General features: G+C 56.8%; 14 protein-coding genes and 1 pseudogene. 7 read left to right on the top strand and 8 right to left on the bottom strand.

From position 1 onward, the window contains the following. Positions 1-289: 289 nt before the first annotated feature. The gene (gene sulA, locus IB144_RS17260) at positions 290-799 is read right to left on the bottom strand and encodes an SOS-induced cell division inhibitor SulA (protein WP_002898418.1); all 510 of its coding nucleotides are present in this window, start codon (positions 797-799) and stop codon (positions 290-292) included. 348 nt (positions 800-1147) lie between these two features. Here sulA and IB144_RS17255 point away from each other — a divergent pair. Continuing rightward, positions 1148-1744, top strand: a pseudogene (locus IB144_RS17255) (TfoX/Sxy family DNA transformation protein). A gap of 13 nt (positions 1745-1757) precedes the next feature. On the opposite strand, the gene yccS reads toward IB144_RS17255, so the two are convergent. Together yccS and IB144_RS17245 are read right to left on the bottom strand one after the other, a co-directional pair. Further along, positions 1758-3893, bottom strand: coding sequence for a YccS family putative transporter (yccS, locus tag IB144_RS17250; protein WP_002898422.1), 2136 nt, complete (start codon positions 3891-3893; stop codon positions 1758-1760). Positions 3894-3910: 17 nt separating this feature from the next. Beyond that, on the bottom strand, positions 3911-4357 hold the full coding sequence (locus IB144_RS17245) for a YccF domain-containing protein (protein ID WP_002898425.1): 447 nt from the start codon (positions 4355-4357) through the stop codon (positions 3911-3913). 124 nt (positions 4358-4481) lie between these two features. Here IB144_RS17245 and helD point away from each other — a divergent pair, with 124 nt between their 5' ends. Next, positions 4482-6536, top strand: a complete 2055-nt coding sequence (gene helD, locus IB144_RS17240; protein ID WP_009308304.1) for a DNA helicase IV — start codon at positions 4482-4484, stop codon at positions 6534-6536. An 11-nt stretch (positions 6537-6547) separates the two neighbouring features. Here helD and mgsA read toward each other — a convergent pair whose 3' ends face one another. Further along, the gene (gene mgsA, locus IB144_RS17235) at positions 6548-7006 is read right to left on the bottom strand and encodes a methylglyoxal synthase (RefSeq protein WP_002898432.1); all 459 of its coding nucleotides are present in this window, start codon (positions 7004-7006) and stop codon (positions 6548-6550) included. A 154-nt stretch (positions 7007-7160) separates the two neighbouring features. Between mgsA and IB144_RS17230 the strand changes: the two genes are divergently transcribed. Continuing rightward, on the top strand, positions 7161-7574 hold the full coding sequence (locus IB144_RS17230; protein ID WP_004144085.1) for a CoA-binding protein: 414 nt from the start codon (positions 7161-7163) through the stop codon (positions 7572-7574). A 30-nt stretch (positions 7575-7604) separates the two neighbouring features. Here the strand turns inward: IB144_RS17230 and hspQ are convergent, their stop codons facing one another. Further along, complete coding sequence (gene hspQ, locus IB144_RS17225; protein ID WP_002898441.1) at positions 7605-7922, bottom strand: heat shock protein HspQ; 318 nt, start codon at positions 7920-7922, stop codon at positions 7605-7607. A gap of 59 nt (positions 7923-7981) precedes the next feature. After that, positions 7982-9184: a 23S rRNA (cytosine(1962)-C(5))-methyltransferase RlmI gene (rlmI, locus tag IB144_RS17220; RefSeq protein WP_032419134.1), complete on the bottom strand. Its 1203-nt coding sequence runs from the start codon at positions 9182-9184 to the stop codon at positions 7982-7984. Between the two features lie 190 nt (positions 9185-9374). Between rlmI and IB144_RS17215 the strand changes: the two genes are divergently transcribed. Genes IB144_RS17215 through yccX form a run of 3 tightly spaced genes read left to right on the top strand, consistent with a single transcriptional unit; the run spans position 9375 to position 11065 of the window. Beyond that, the gene (locus tag IB144_RS17215; RefSeq protein ID WP_004210995.1) at positions 9375-9929 is read left to right on the top strand and encodes a YbhB/YbcL family Raf kinase inhibitor-like protein; all 555 of its coding nucleotides are present in this window, start codon (positions 9375-9377) and stop codon (positions 9927-9929) included. A 17-nt stretch (positions 9930-9946) separates the two neighbouring features. Then, the gene (locus IB144_RS17210) at positions 9947-10735 is read left to right on the top strand and encodes an AraC family transcriptional regulator (protein WP_004141625.1); all 789 of its coding nucleotides are present in this window, start codon (positions 9947-9949) and stop codon (positions 10733-10735) included. A gap of 48 nt (positions 10736-10783) precedes the next feature. Further along, the gene (gene yccX / locus IB144_RS17205) at positions 10784-11065 is read left to right on the top strand and encodes an acylphosphatase (RefSeq protein ID WP_032419131.1); all 282 of its coding nucleotides are present in this window, start codon (positions 10784-10786) and stop codon (positions 11063-11065) included. Here yccX and tusE read toward each other — a convergent pair. Together tusE and yccA are read right to left on the bottom strand one after the other, a co-directional pair. Then, positions 11062-11391, bottom strand: coding sequence for a sulfurtransferase TusE (gene tusE / locus IB144_RS17200; RefSeq protein WP_002898457.1), 330 nt, complete (start codon positions 11389-11391; stop codon positions 11062-11064). The genes yccX and tusE overlap by 4 nt on opposite strands. A gap of 88 nt (positions 11392-11479) precedes the next feature. Further along, on the bottom strand, positions 11480-12139 hold the full coding sequence (gene yccA / locus IB144_RS17195) for an FtsH protease modulator YccA (RefSeq protein WP_002898458.1): 660 nt from the start codon (positions 12137-12139) through the stop codon (positions 11480-11482). Positions 12140-12408: 269 nt separating this feature from the next. Here yccA and IB144_RS17190 point away from each other — a divergent pair, with 269 nt between their 5' ends. Continuing rightward, the gene (locus IB144_RS17190) at positions 12409-14061 is read left to right on the top strand and encodes an ABC transporter substrate-binding protein (protein ID WP_048968853.1); all 1653 of its coding nucleotides are present in this window, start codon (positions 12409-12411) and stop codon (positions 14059-14061) included. Positions 14062-14113 lie beyond the last annotated feature (52 nt).

The following is a 14113-nucleotide window of genomic DNA, read 5'->3' as shown; positions in this document are numbered from 1 at the left end:
CTTCACCGGGGGCGTGACTTGTTGTTAACTATGCTGATACATGCAGCGTAAGCCGATCACCCCTGGCGATGTAAAGTCTACAACTTAGTTCGAAACTTACAAGTGTGAACTCTGTCAGGCATATGAAAAAAAAGGGTTGTGTACACAATATTTAACAAATATGGTTGATTTTCGTACACGAAAAAAAGACAGAAATCCCCGTGTGGCAGGCATTCCGCGAAAAAGACCATAAAAAACGCTGTACCTTTCCCAGCGGTAAAAAAAATTCCAGGAATAATCCTAATTTCACTCAATGATACAAATTTGAGTGAATTTTTAGCCCGCTGAGTTGTCTGCCGAGCGTGCCCTGATTTCGCACCGGGCGCATGATGAATCCCATCGCGGACCCTACCTGGGCAGCGTTAACGAGACGTTCGTGTTCGTCAGCGGTTAACTCCTCCGCCAGCCAGCAGATAACCACACTATAATTACCCGTGCGCAGGGCACGGATCATTGAGTCTATGGTATGGCTGGGAGAGAGCTGGCTAATTTGCATGACCTTGGACAGCGGCAGACCGGCGGACTGAACCCATTCGCGGCTGAGCTTTTGTTGCGGCGTGAGCCACAGCTGCCAGCGCGACTGTTGACCCAGCTGCTGTAATAAAGGTAGCAGCAATAACTGCGTCATCATGGGTTGATCTTCACGATAGACAATTTCACTGATCAGCCCATTGGTGTTCTGTTCGCCAGAACGATGAGCGTAGTGGCCTGCCGGAGCAGAAGCCTGTGCTGAACGGTTTGCGTGAGCTGAAGTAAACATAGTCTATCCCGCCTTTAGTTACTGTATGCATATACAGTATCTTCGCCAGGGGAAAAGATCAACCGCAATTTGCCATTTTGCTGCCGGGAATTTAATCGCTTCTCGTGGTTCCTTATCTGTCAAAAGAAGCCCCTGCATTATCCAATCCTTAACGCGCGCTAATGGTTTCATTTCTCCCTGTCGATTGCTGCAACGCTTGCGATTTTCTGAAAGCGTCTCGCAAAACCGCATTCTGGTGAAAAAGTCGGCGAAAATCATCTTGCTGCTGCCCGGGAAGTCCCTTATGTTTTCTCTTAGCGGATCCGTTAACAACTTAAGTTTAATTACATGATTAACAAAGGAATGATCATGAGAAAACTAGTTTGTCCGCGGCTCCCGCAATTTCAGGCCTGCGTCTCACCGCTGGGTCAACTGCATACTCGTCCGCTCTTTGGCGGCTACAGCCTGGCTATTGATGATACGGTGTTTGCGATGGTGGCCGAGGGGAACATTTATCTGAAGGCCTGCGAGCAGAGCGCTGCTTATCGGGTGGAACATCGTAATCCTCTGTTAACGCTGCGCCGACACGGCCGCATAGTGCCGCTGAAGTATTATCAAATTGACGACACTTTATGGCGCGATGAGCAGCAGCTTTTTCGGCTATCGCTACTGTCGTGGCAGAGTGCGCAGCGCGAAAAGAACTGCCGACGGGCGTCGGGCCGCCTGAAGGATTTACCCAATATCAGCTTTCATATGGAATTGCAGCTGATTCACGCGGGCATACCGGACGTTAGGACGTTGCGGGAAGTTGGTGCGCAGGAGGCATAGTTGAGGCTACGCGTAAATAATGCTTCTTTATCGCTGAGCGTATTGCTGGCGCTGGAGGGGGCGATTGCCGGGGTACATGCCGCCGCGCTCCCGACGCCACGGCGTCAGGAGCTTCTCGAATGGGCGGCTACCCGGTAGCGGAAAAGCCTTGTTATTCGGTTTGGGCGTGGACCCGTTGCTGCAGGCGGCAGATTTCAGGCAGCAGCGCCAGCAGCAGGCCAATCTGCTGTAAGACCAAGGGTTCCTTACTGTCCGCGCGCGGTTCCAGATGATGGATCCGGCTTTGCAGGCTGTTCAAAGCCTGTTGCACCCGCTGTTCATCCGCGGGGGTATGGTGCAAGGCGTCATCCACATAACAGACTGCATCATCCAGCAGGGCGAGGATTTCCGGCGTGGACAGTTTTTCCCGATGCGCGCCAAGAGCGGAGATGTAGCTGGTGAACGTGTGGTTAAGGCATAGCAGACGAAAGGCGGTTTCTCGCTGGGTGGCATCCGCGCGTGGTTCAGTCGATAAGTTCGAGACGACGGAGGCCAGCTCAGCATCACGGTTGTAGGCGTCACGACGCGCGACACGGTAGGCCAGCCGGTTGTCGCGGCCCTGATGATACTGCTCCAGAATCGCGTCCAGATAGCGGCAGTTCGCGTTCATTGCCCGGTCCAGCACCCGCGGCAGGTTGCGGAATTTCCAGTCCGGCCAGATGAAGCTGACCGCTGCCCAGGCGATGGCGCAGCCGATCAGCGTATCAATGATACGCGGCAGCGCGACTTCAAAGCCCTCGCCAAGCAGGTTAAAGCACAGCAGCACCAGCAGCGTAATAAACATCGTGGCATGGGCGTACTGCACGTTACGGAAGGCAAAAAACAGCACGCCGGTCAGGACGATCAACAGCAGTTGCCCTTCAACAGAGGGAACCAGCAGCAGGACCGGCAGGCCGATCGCCACCCCAACCAGCGTGCCGATAATCCTTAGCGCCAGGCGATGGCGGGTGGCGTTATAGTTCGGCTGACAGACGAACAGGCTGGTTAGCAGGATCCAGTAGCCATGCTGGAGCCCGGTAAACTGGATAAAGGCATAGCCGGCGCAGAGCACCAACGACATACGTACTGCGTGGCGGAAAAGGGCCGACTCTGGCGACATATTGCGCTGCAGGCGCAGCCAGATATCGCTCAGACCGCCAAGTCTGTCGTCGGCCAGCAGCGTCTCGGTATTACTCCCGGCAGGCGCGGTGGTTTGCACCGATTCAATGGTGGCCAGCTGAGCATCGATAGCGCGCAGGTTATTCAGTAAATACCCTAGGGCGTTGAGCTGCTCGTCGGATGCGCCGCCGGCGCGCACGCGCTCAAGTGCCGCATCGAGATGCATGAACGCCCGTTCAAAATGGGCATCATGCTGATAGGGTTCGCGTAACAGAATCGCCCGCGACAGTTTCTGGCAGGCCTGCGCCTGCATCGAAAGCATTCGCTGGAAACGGAACATCACATCGCTATAGCGAAATTGATCGCGTAGGGTTTGATACTGAATATGCGATGAGCTGGCGCGTTCATGAATATCCTGGGCCACAAAGTAGTACTGCAGGGTGCGGCGGGTGCCGCGCTGGCCCCGATCGCCTCGCAGTCGGGTTAGCAGCGAGACCTTGGTTTGGTTAAGCGTAGCTACCAGCTGGCCATTAGCGAGCGCCAGATCGTACAGCGGCGCCTGGCTCTCATCCTCAAGGTCAGGATCAAACAGCCGGGATTTGAGCTCAAGATAGCGGGCCAGTTGCTCATAGCTACGCGCCAGGTTGTCCTGCAATGGACGAATCGGAAAGATCAGGTGCCCGGACAGCGTCAGCAGGTTGTACCACACGGCCCCCGCCAGCAGGAACAACGGCTGCAGATACCAATGATCGTACAGCGTGACGCCGAGCATGGTGTAGATGGCGATAAGCAGGGCGCCGAAGGCAATGGTCGCATAGCGCTGACCGAGGCCGCCAAGCAAAATAAAGCCGATGGTAGACACGGTTAAACCAAGGGCAAACAGCGGCGGCCACGGAAACAGCAGCTCCACGGAGGCGGAGGCGATAAAAAAGCAAACCAGAGTAATGGCAAGATTACGCAGACGGCCAGCCAGACGGTCGTCAAGGTCGGTCAGAGCCGCAGCCACGACGCCGAGGGTGAGGGGGATGGTCAGTTTGACTTCGCCGATCCACCAGGGAAACAGCGTTGTGCCGCAGAGCGCGATAAAAATTCGTACGTTATAAAGCCAGGCGCTGTTCCAGGTGTAGCGGCGTAGCAGGGGGCTAATCATGTCCGTGTTCCGTTCGGTTACTGAAAGCGACGACGCGCATTGGCTTCACGCGCAGCACGCGCGGTTTCCACAGAAACGACCCGGCGACCCACCGGCCAGAGGGCGATGGCGGCGATTTTGAAATTCGCGATCCCCACCGGGATGCCTATGATAGTCAGGCACTGAGCTATACCGCTGAAAATGTGCATCAGGCAGAGCCACCAGCCGAAAAAAATGAACCACAGAATGTTCAGAACGGTACCGCCGGCGTTCAGTAGACCGTTTTTGCGCCCCGGCTCGAGCTCGTCAACATGAATCGCCTCGTTACCGTAGGGAAATAACGAAAGGCGAGTGATTTCCCAGCAGGAACGAGTCAGCGGCAGCGTGACAATCAGAATGATGCTGACCAGGGTGGCGAGTAGCCAGCCTAGAGTGGTGGCGAAACCGCCAAGGATAAAGTTCAAAATATTCAGAATGGTACGCATAAAGCCTCGGTTTTGCCCGGTGGATAATAAGACCTGATGATTGTAACGTTTTTTTGCGCTGGAGCACCTGGTCCGGGGCGGTTAAACTGAAAAACAATCCACCCTGATTGAAAATCGACATTATATGGAACTTAAAGCGACAACATTGGGCAAACGCATGGCTCAGCACCCTTATGATCGGGTGCAGCTACTGAACGCCGGGGTAAAAGTTTCCGGCGATCGTCATGAGTATCTTATCCCTTTCAATCAGTTATTGTCAGTGCATTGTAAGCGCGGTCTGGTCTGGGGCGAACTGGAGTTTGTGCTACCGGACGGGAAAGTCGTGCGTTTGCACGGTACCGAGTGGAGCGAAACGCAGCGCTTTTATCATCATTTACATACGCTCTGGCAGCAGTGGAGCACGGAGATGAGCGATATCGCCGCCGGCGTGCTGAAGCAGCAGCTGGCGACGATCGAGCACACTCGCGCAGAAGGCAAGTGGCTAACCCGTCAGCAGGTGGCGGATGTTCAGGATAATATACGCCATGCGTTGACTGGTTTGCCGATGCCCACCAGTCGGCTTGATGCCTTTGATAACTGCCGGGAGCTGTGGCGGGAGTGTCAGCGCTGGTTAGGCGATATTGAAGCGACGCGTCTGGCCCATAACCAGGCCTTTACCGAGGCGATGCTGGAGCAATATCGCGAATTTTTTGATAGCGTTGAGTCGTCCCCGCTCAATGCGTCACAAGCGCGTGCGGTAGTGAACGGCGAGCGCTCCCTGCTGGTGCTGGCGGGAGCGGGCAGCGGTAAAACCTCGGTGCTGGTGGCGCGAGCGGGCTGGCTGCTGGCGCGGGGAGAAGCCGCGGCAGATCAAATTTTGCTGCTGGCATTCGGCCGCCAGGCGGCGCAGGAAATGGATGAGCGGATCCGCGAGCGTCTGGCATCAGATGATATTACCGCGCGTACTTTCCATTCGCTGGCGTTGCATATTATTCAGCAGGGCAGCAAAAAAGTGCCCACTATCAGTAAGCTGGAAAGCGATACTGCGGCCCGCCACGCATTGCTGCTGAAAAGCTGGCAAAAGCAGTGCCAGGAGAAAAAAGCGCAGGCGAAAGGTTGGCGCCTGTGGCTGGAAGAAGAGATGGGCTGGCAACTGCCGGAGGGGGACTTCTGGCAGGACAAAAAGGTGCAGCGGCGGATGGCCAGCCGGCTTGACCGCTGGGTGAGCCTGATGCGCATGCACGGCGGCTCCCAGGCGGAGATGATTGCCGGGGCGCCGGAAGCGGTACGCGACCTGTTCAGTAAACGGGTGAAGCTGATGTCGCCTCTGATGAAAGACTGGAAAGCGGCGCTCAAGGCCGAGAATGCGGTCGATTTTTCCGGCCTGATCCATCAGGCGGTCAATATTCTCGATAAAGGCCGCTTCGTCAGCCCATGGAAACACATTCTGGTGGATGAATTTCAAGATATTTCGCCGCAGCGAGCCTCGCTGTTGGCCGCGTTACGCCGGCAGAATAGCCAAACCACGCTCTTTGCCGTCGGGGATGACTGGCAGGCGATCTATCGGTTCAGCGGGGCGCAGCTTTCTCTGACCACCGCATTCAACCACTACTTTGGCGAAGGGGATTGCTGTGCGCTGGATACCACCTATCGCTTTAACGGGCGTATCGGCGAAATAGCCAATGGCTTTATCCAGCAAAATCCGCATCAGTTAAGCAAACCGCTGAACAGCCTTATGGCAGGTGATAAAAAGGCCGTCACGCTGTTAGCCGACGACAAGCTGGACGATCTTCTGGATAAGCTGAGTGGTTACGTTAAGCCCGAGCAGCGCATCCTGCTGCTTGCCCGTTATCACCATCTGAAGCCTGAGGCGCTCAACAAAGCGGCGACGCGCTGGCCGCACCTGCAGCTTGATTTTATGACGATTCATGCCAGCAAAGGTCAGCAGGCTGACTTTGTCATTGTGTTGGGACTGCAGGAGGGGGAGGATGCGTTTCCGGCCCCGGCGCGCGAGTCGATTATGGAGCAGGCGCTCCTGCCGCAGCCGGAAGATTTTCCGGATGCGGAGGAGCGTAGACTGTTGTACGTGGCGCTCACCCGCGCTCGTCACCGGGTATGGCTGTTATTTAACAAGGCGCAACCTTCGCCGTTTGTCGAGATCCTGCAGGCGCTGGATGTGCCCGTGGCCAGGAAGCCGTAATCGCGGCTCGATTATTTCAGGCGCTCGGCAAGATAGCGTGGATAATCCGGGATCAGAATATCGAGCGGTTGACCGAAGTGCGGCGACTGGATAATAAAGTCAGCGGTGGAGACGTTAGTGGCGACCGGAATGTTCCAGACGGTGGCCAGGCGCAGCAACGCTTTGACATCCGGGTCGTGGGGAACGGCGTTCAGCGGATCCCAGAAGAAGATCAGCACGTCGATTTTGCCTTCTGAAATCAGGGCACCCACCTGCTGGTCGCCGCCCATCGGACCGCTCAGCATGGCATTAACCTCCAGGCCGGTAGCCCGGGAGACGAGATTACCGGTAGTGCCGGTAGCATACAAAATATGTTGCGCCAGCAGCGCCTGATGGCGAGCAACCCATTTCATCAGCATATCTTTGCAGTGATCGTGAGCCACCAGCGCGATATGTTTTTGCGCAGGCAGGGTACGTGTTGTCAGTTCCATATTTTCATTCCACATTTTGACCTGCAAACAGATTACTGAATGTGGCTGTCGCTGCAAGCATCGGGGATGAAAATTTTGCTGAATCTGTGGGTTAGGCTGGATGGCCCCCTGCTGCGGATTAGCATACACTTAGGTGAAATAGCAGGAGGAAACCATGAAAGAGAATGATATTGCTGGCATCCTGACCTCGACACGGACGATTGCGCTGGTCGGAGCCAGCGACAAGCCTGATCGTCCGAGCTACCGGGTCATGAAGTATCTGCTGGATCAGGGGTATCACGTTATCCCGGTTTCGCCGAAGGTGGCGGGCAAGACGCTGCTGGGACAACAGGGGTATGCGACGCTCGCCGACGTTCCGGAAAAGGTCGACATGGTTGATGTCTTCCGTAATTCAGAAGCGGCGTGGGGCGTAGCGCAGGAAGCGATAGCCATCGGCGCGAAAACGCTATGGCTGCAGCTGGGGGTGATCAATGAGCAGGCTGCGGTGCTGGCCAGGGAAGCCGGATTGAGCGTAGTGATGGATCGCTGCCCGGCCATTGAACTACCGCGACTAGGGTTGGCGAAATAAAATAAAACCCCGCGTTAGCGGGGTTTTATTTTAGTTGCGAAGGCGCGGAGCCTGCAGCTGCTGACGAATCGTTTTGGCCAGTTCGTCAAGGGACGGCTGTTCCGGGTGTTCGTCGCGGGTTTCGCTGCTCAGCTGCGCTTCTGCCAGATAGGTGTGAATCGGCTGGCCATCATCATCTTCCATCACCACATGGTACCAGGGCGCCGCGCGCAGTTCGTCATTGGCGGCAATTTCATCCTCTTCCGGCTCCGCGAGCGAATACTCGGGATCGACATCGACGATGACGCCCAGGTAGCCCAAGAGCGTATGGCGGACCTGTTGGCCGATACCGAATTTGCTGGCTATCATAGGCACCTCCTGGGAAACATGAATACTCCCTATATGAGGCTCATGTTTCGTTTTTCAAGTTACATGACGCGACAGGCAAACCCCTTCAGATACAGCCCTTCCGGGTAGGTTGCGATCACCGGGTGGTCGGCAGCCTGACGGAACTGTTCTATAAATTGTACATCACGCCCGGCATCAATTGCGGCATCGGCGATGATTTTCTGAAATAAATCGGTGGTCATCAGCCCGGAGCAGGAGAATGTCAGCAGCACGCCGCCGGGGTTCAGCAGCTGGATCGCCAGCATATTGATATCTTTATAGCCGCGGCAGGCGCCCATCAGCTGGCTTTTATTTTCCACGAACTTCGGCGGATCCATCACGATCACGTCGAATTTCTCTCCCTGATCGCGGTATTTACGCAGCAGTTTGAACACGTCGTCGCGCACAAACTCCGCTTTGGACAGATCCAGTCCGTTGATCTCCACGTTCTGGCGGGCAACGTCGAGCGCCTCCTGCGAGGTATCCACGCTGGTGACCTGGCGGCAGCCGCCCATCAGCGCCGACACCGCAAAGCCGCCGGTGTAGGAGAAGCAGTTCAGCACCCGTTTATCCGCGACATAGCGGCGGGTGGCCAGGCGGCTGTCGCGCTGGTCGAGGTAGTAGCCGGTCTTGTGCCCGCCCTGGATATCGACTAACAGCTTCATGCCGTGCTCGGTGATCGGCAGCAGCGCCGGGGGCAATTCGCCCACCACCGGCCCCTGGGCCAGCTCCAGTCCCTCTTTTTTACGCACGGCGACATCGCTGCGATCGTAAATGGCGCAGTCCGGGAACAGGTTCTGCAGGGCGCTGATGATGGCGGCGCGCTGGTATTCGGCGCCTGCGCTGAGCAGCTGCAGCACGAAAAAGTTGCCAAAGCGGTCGATAGTGACGCCCGGCAGGCCATCGGACTCGCCGGCGATCAGGCGGTAGCTGTCGAGGCCATCACGCTCGGCCAGCCAGGCACGCCAGGTTTGCGCCTGCTTCAGACGGCGTTCAAAGAAGGCGCTATCGATGGCTTCATTGCGGTCGAAGGTCCACACGCGGGCGCGGATCTGCGACGACGGCGAGTAAGCGCCGCGGGCCAGCCATTTTCCCTGATGGTCAACGATATCGATGGTTTCACCGCTGCGGGCTTTACCTTCCATGCGGGCGACGCCGCCGGAGAATATCCACGGATGGCGACGCAGCAGGGATTTCTCGCGTCCTTTGGCTAACACTAAGCGGGGGAATAGGGAATCTGTCATGGGGCTACCTTTAAGCAACGGGAATGTCGGCACCGAAAAATGGCGCGTAGATTAGCACACCTGGCGCACGCAAGCATCTTTCGCCCGGCAGGCACAGGTGAGCGTTTCGGCACAAAATGCAGGCGCTTCGGCACATTCAGTTGGTGCGGACTCTCATACCCTGTTTTCTCACCCCAACGAGGAGCAGACGATGAAAACAGGTATCCGCATGGCTGTGGCGATGGTAGCGGCTGTGAGCAGCGGCGCGATGGCCGCGCCGTTTAGCGTAAGCAGCAATGATATGCGTGACGGGCAGCCGCTGGCCCAGCAGCACTGGTTTGCCGGTTTCGGCTGTACCGGAGGCAATGTCTCTCCGCAGCTGGCATGGAAAAACGCCCCGGCGGGCACGCGCAGCTTCGCGGTCACCGTCCGGGATCCCGATGCGCCTACCGGCAGCGGCTGGTGGCACTGGACGGTGGTCAATATCGCCAGCAGCGTCTTTTCGCTGCCCGCTGGCGCGGGAGATAAAAACAGCGCTACACTGCCGGGCGGAGCGGTCCAGGGCCGCAACGATTTTGGCTATGCCGGCTTCGGCGGCGCCTGTCCGCCGGCGGGAGATAAACCGCACCGCTATCGCTTTACGGTATGGGCGCTGGATGTCCCCACGCTGCCGGTGGATGCCGGGGCCAGCGGGGCGCTGGTCGGCTATCTGTTACATAGCCATGCTCTCGCCAGCGCACAGTTGACGGCGATGGCCGGGCGTTAAAATAAAAGGTCGGTCTGATGGAGAGTATCCACTTTCAGCATAGCGCCTTAACCGCGGCGGAGATCACCACCCGACGGCTATGCAGACTGCATCGCGTGCGGCTGTTCTCCCCGGCGCTCTGTCGGGTGAAACGCGGCAGCAAAGTGATTGTGCAAGGGGAGAGCCGGGTGCTGGCGACTCCGCAACAGCTGATTGTTTTGCCAGCTGACGTGGAACTGGAGGTGATTAACCAGCCGGAGAATGGCCTCTTTTGCTCCGATCTGCTATCGCTGACGCCCGAGCTGCTGACGAGGTTTAAGACCCGTTATCTCAGCGAACCACCGCCAGGGCGCCTGACCTCGCTCTGCGCACCGGTGACGACAGAGCTGGCGTTTATGTGGCAAAGCGTTCTGCAGGCGGTGCGGGAGGGATTGTCCGTCGCGCTGCAGCAGCACCAGACCATGGGGCTGCTGCTGGCCCTGTATGAGGCTGGCTATGCGGGCCCGCTGCTCGTCGAGCGGCAGCAGGATCTGTCGGCGCAGGTGCGGCAGCTGATTATGCTGTCGCCGGCGCAGGCATGGAGCGTGTCGCGGGTGGCGAAAATGCTCTTTCTCGGCGAGTCCACGCTGCGCCGTCGGCTGCAGCAGGAATCGCAGAGTTTTCGCCAGATCGTCGAGGAGGTGCGGATGGCCCACGCCCTGGGGCAGCTGCAGACCACCTCGCGGCCAATAGGCGAAATTGCGCAGAACAGCGGATATCAGTCGGGATCGCGCTTTACCGCGCGCTTCCGTCAGCATTATGGTTTACTGCCGAAGCATGTACGCTGAGCGAATTTGCTATCCTCAGCGTATAGCGTGAGCGAAAAGGAGATGATTATGGCCAGTATCTGCACAATGGCATGGATTTACGGTTCGGTTCAGGGCGTGGGATTTCGCTATTCCACGCAGCGGGAAGCGCTGCAGCTGGGGGTGACCGGTTATGCCCGTAATCTGGATGACGGCGGGGTGGAAGTGCTTGCCTGCGGCGAGGCGGAGCAGGTGGAAAAACTCATCGCCTGGCTGAAAGCCGGGGGGCCGCGCAGCGCGCGGGTTGACCGAGTGTTAACCGAACCCCATCAACCCACCCGCAGCTGGGACAAATTCGCGATCCTCTATTAGATGCACTTCACCGGCTTCGGCAAGCCGGCGATTTTAGTCGCCTGTTTGGCGGGTCCTTTCGGGAACAGGCGATAGAGATAGCGGCTGTTGCCTTTCTCTTCGCCAAACTTGTTGGCCATCGCCTTGACCAGCATACGGATCGCCGGGGAGGTGTTAAATTCAAGGTAAAACTCGCGCACAAAGCGTACTACTTCCCAGTGTTCAACGGCGAGCGTTATCCCTTCCTGCGCGGCAATGACTTCCGCCATCGCCTCGCTCCACTGGGTGGTATCTTTCAGATAGCCTTCGCTATCCGTTTCAATTTCGTTGCCTTCAAAAATAAACATGATTTTTCACATACCGCCTGAAACTGGCCGCAGTGTAGCAAAAAAAAAGGCCCCGCATAAGCGAGGCCTCTGTTAAGCAGGGGAGCGGTTAGTCCCGGCTGGCGAAGCCCAGGATGCTCAGCAGGCTGACAAAGATGTTGTACAGCGAGACATACAGACTGACCGTCGCGCGGATATAGTTGGTTTCACCGCCGCGGATAATGTTGCTGGTCTCGAACAGGATGGCGCCCGAAGAGATCAGGATGAACACCGCGCTAATCGCCAGGTGCAGCGCCGGCAGCTGCAGGAACAGGTTAGCGACCATACCAATCAGGACGACCACCACGCCGGCCATCAGCATCCCGCCAAGGAATGACATGTCTTTACGCGTCGTCAGCACATAGGCCGAGCAGCAGAAGAAGACCAGCGCCGTGCCGCCCAGCGCCAGGCCGATTAAATCGCCCATGCCGGCAGAAAGATACGCGTTCAGCATCGGCCCAAGGATATAGCCGAGGAACCCGGTGAAGGCGAAGGCGGAAATAATCCCGGTGGGTTTATTCGCCGTTTTGTAGGTCAGGAACATCAGACCGTACATCCCCACGAGGGTCAAAATGAGACCCGGCGAAGGGAGCATCAGCACTGTGCTGGCGGTGGCGGTGATAGCGGAAAACGCCAGCGTCAGGCTGAGCAGGAAGTAGGTGTTACGCAGAACCTTGTGCGTGCTGAGCAGCGAGGAACGGTCACGCGATGATGTAATTATGCGATCCATGAGTCACTCTCTTATGACAGATGTAATTAGGGATAAAGAATAAGAAAAACAAGCGTGAAGCCCTAATGCTTTTACCCATCTTTACTTAGTTTTTACCGCTTTTGCCTGGCATAAAATTCTATATAGATAGGGAAAAGCGATATATTTTCGCTTTTCGCGTCGCTGAGCCGATCGAAATCTTATAGGTCACTGAAAAATATTGCCTTATTGCAGTTCTGCGACTAAGTGTGGAAGAGGGGGATTACCCCGTACGTCAAAGGCAAAGGGAAATGACATTACACAAAAAAAATCACATCACCCGAACACTCCTGGCTGTCAGTATGCTGGCTATGAGCTGCGGGGCGCTGGCGGCGCAGGTGCCGCCGGGCACCCAGCTGGCGGAAAAGCAGGAGCTGGTCAGAAATAACGGCAGTGAACCGGCGTCACTCGATCCGCATAAAGTCGAGAGCGATGTTGAATTCAATATCATTAGCGATCTCTTTGAAGGGCTGGTTAACGTGTCGCCAGCGGGGGCGATCCAGCCGCGACTGGCGGAACGCTGGGAAAACAAAGACAACCTGTTATGGACCTTTCATTTACGCCCCGGTCTGACCTGGTCTGACGGCACGGCCATTACAGCGCAGGATATCGTCTGGAGCTGGCAACGGCTGGTCTCGCCGGCAACAGCCTCCCCCTACGCGAGCTACCCTGGCAATATGCATATCGCCAACGCCCGCGAGATTGCCCTCGGGCAAAAGGGACCCGAGACGTTGGGGGTGAAAGCGCTGAACGACACCACGCTGCAGGTCACTCTGACCCAGCCGAATGCCGCCTTCCTGGCGATGCTGGCGCACCCTTCGCTGGTACCGATCGACAAAGTGCTGGTGGAGCGGTATGCCGATAAATGGACCCGACCAGAGCATATCGTCACCAGCGGCCCGTATAAGCTGTCCCAATGGGTGGTGAATGAGCGGCTGGTGGCTGAACGTAATGCAAAGTACTGGGATAATGCGCATACCGTTATTAATAAAGTGACTTATCTGCCAATCTCTTCGGAGGCCGCTGATGTCAACCGCTACAAAGCAGGGGAGATTGATATTGTCTATACGGTGCCGATCAATCAGTTTGCGCAGTTGCAGAAAACCATGGGCGACCAGCTGGACGTTTCGCCGCAGCTGGCGACCTATTACTACGAATTCAATACTACCCGGCCGCCGTTTAACGACGCCCGTGTGCGTCGCGCGCTGAATATGGCGCTTGATAAAGATATCATTGCCGGAAAAGTGCTTGGCCAGGGCCAGCGCCCGGCCTGGCTGATCGGTCAGCCGGATATCGGCGGCGTGACGCTGCATAACCCGGACTACGCCAGCTGGCCGCGTGAGAAACGGATTGCCGAGGCGAAAAAACTGCTGGCGCAGGCGGGGTATGATGAAAGCCATCCGCTGGTCTTTACCCTGCTCTATAACACCTCTGAGTCGCACCAGCGTATCGCCATTGCCGCCAGCTCTATGTGGAAGAAAAACCTCGGCGTCGAGGCGAAGCTACAGAACCAGGAGTGGAAGACGATGCTGGATACCATGCATACGCATAACTTCGACGCCGTCCGCTACGCGTGGATTGCCGACTACGACGATGCCGCCACCTTCCTCAATACTTTCCGTACCGGGGATAGCGAGAACACCAGTCAGTACAGCAACCCTGCTTACGATGAGGCCCTGCGCAATGCGGCGAAAGCCTCCGACGTGGCGACCCGGGGCAAATACTATCAGCAGGCGGAAGATCTGCTGGCGCAGGATGTTCCCGCCATTCCGGTCTATCACTATGTACGTACCCATCTGGTGAAACCTTGGGTAGGGGGCTTCACGCCGGATAAGCTGGGGTATTACTACACCAAAGACATGTACATTAAAAAACACCCATCCGCCAGCGGCGATGGGCGTTGATTTTCTGTGCAAACTGCCTGAAATTCAGACGAATAACACAAAATTGTTTGTT

The organism is Klebsiella sp. K4, assembly GCF_014596785.2.
Lineage (GTDB): Bacteria > Pseudomonadota > Gammaproteobacteria > Enterobacterales > Enterobacteriaceae > Klebsiella > Klebsiella pneumoniae.
This window is presented reverse-complemented; position numbering and strand designations above follow the sequence as displayed.

Coding starts and splice junctions, on each gene's coding strand:
- sulA (WP_002898418.1), bottom strand. CDS start 799: ATGTTTACTTCAGCTCACGCAAACCGTTCAGCACAGGCTTCTGCTCCG.
- yccS (WP_002898422.1), bottom strand. CDS start 3,893: ATGATTAGCCCCCTGCTACGCCGCTACACCTGGAACAGCGCCTGGCTT.
- IB144_RS17245 (WP_002898425.1), bottom strand. CDS start 4,357: ATGCGTACCATTCTGAATATTTTGAACTTTATCCTTGGCGGTTTCGCC.
- helD (WP_009308304.1), top strand. CDS start 4,482: ATGGAACTTAAAGCGACAACATTGGGCAAACGCATGGCTCAGCACCCT.
- mgsA (WP_002898432.1), bottom strand. CDS start 7,006: ATGGAACTGACAACACGTACCCTGCCTGCGCAAAAACATATCGCGCTG.
- IB144_RS17230 (WP_004144085.1), top strand. CDS start 7,161: ATGAAAGAGAATGATATTGCTGGCATCCTGACCTCGACACGGACGATT.
- hspQ (WP_002898441.1), bottom strand. CDS start 7,922: ATGATAGCCAGCAAATTCGGTATCGGCCAACAGGTCCGCCATACGCTC.
- rlmI (WP_032419134.1), bottom strand. CDS start 9,184: ATGACAGATTCCCTATTCCCCCGCTTAGTGTTAGCCAAAGGACGCGAG.
- IB144_RS17215 (WP_004210995.1), top strand. CDS start 9,375: ATGAAAACAGGTATCCGCATGGCTGTGGCGATGGTAGCGGCTGTGAGC.
- IB144_RS17210 (WP_004141625.1), top strand. CDS start 9,947: ATGGAGAGTATCCACTTTCAGCATAGCGCCTTAACCGCGGCGGAGATC.
- yccX (WP_032419131.1), top strand. CDS start 10,784: ATGGCCAGTATCTGCACAATGGCATGGATTTACGGTTCGGTTCAGGGC.
- tusE (WP_002898457.1), bottom strand. CDS start 11,391: ATGTTTATTTTTGAAGGCAACGAAATTGAAACGGATAGCGAAGGCTAT.
- yccA (WP_002898458.1), bottom strand. CDS start 12,139: ATGGATCGCATAATTACATCATCGCGTGACCGTTCCTCGCTGCTCAGC.
- IB144_RS17190 (WP_048968853.1), top strand. CDS start 12,409: ATGACATTACACAAAAAAAATCACATCACCCGAACACTCCTGGCTGTC.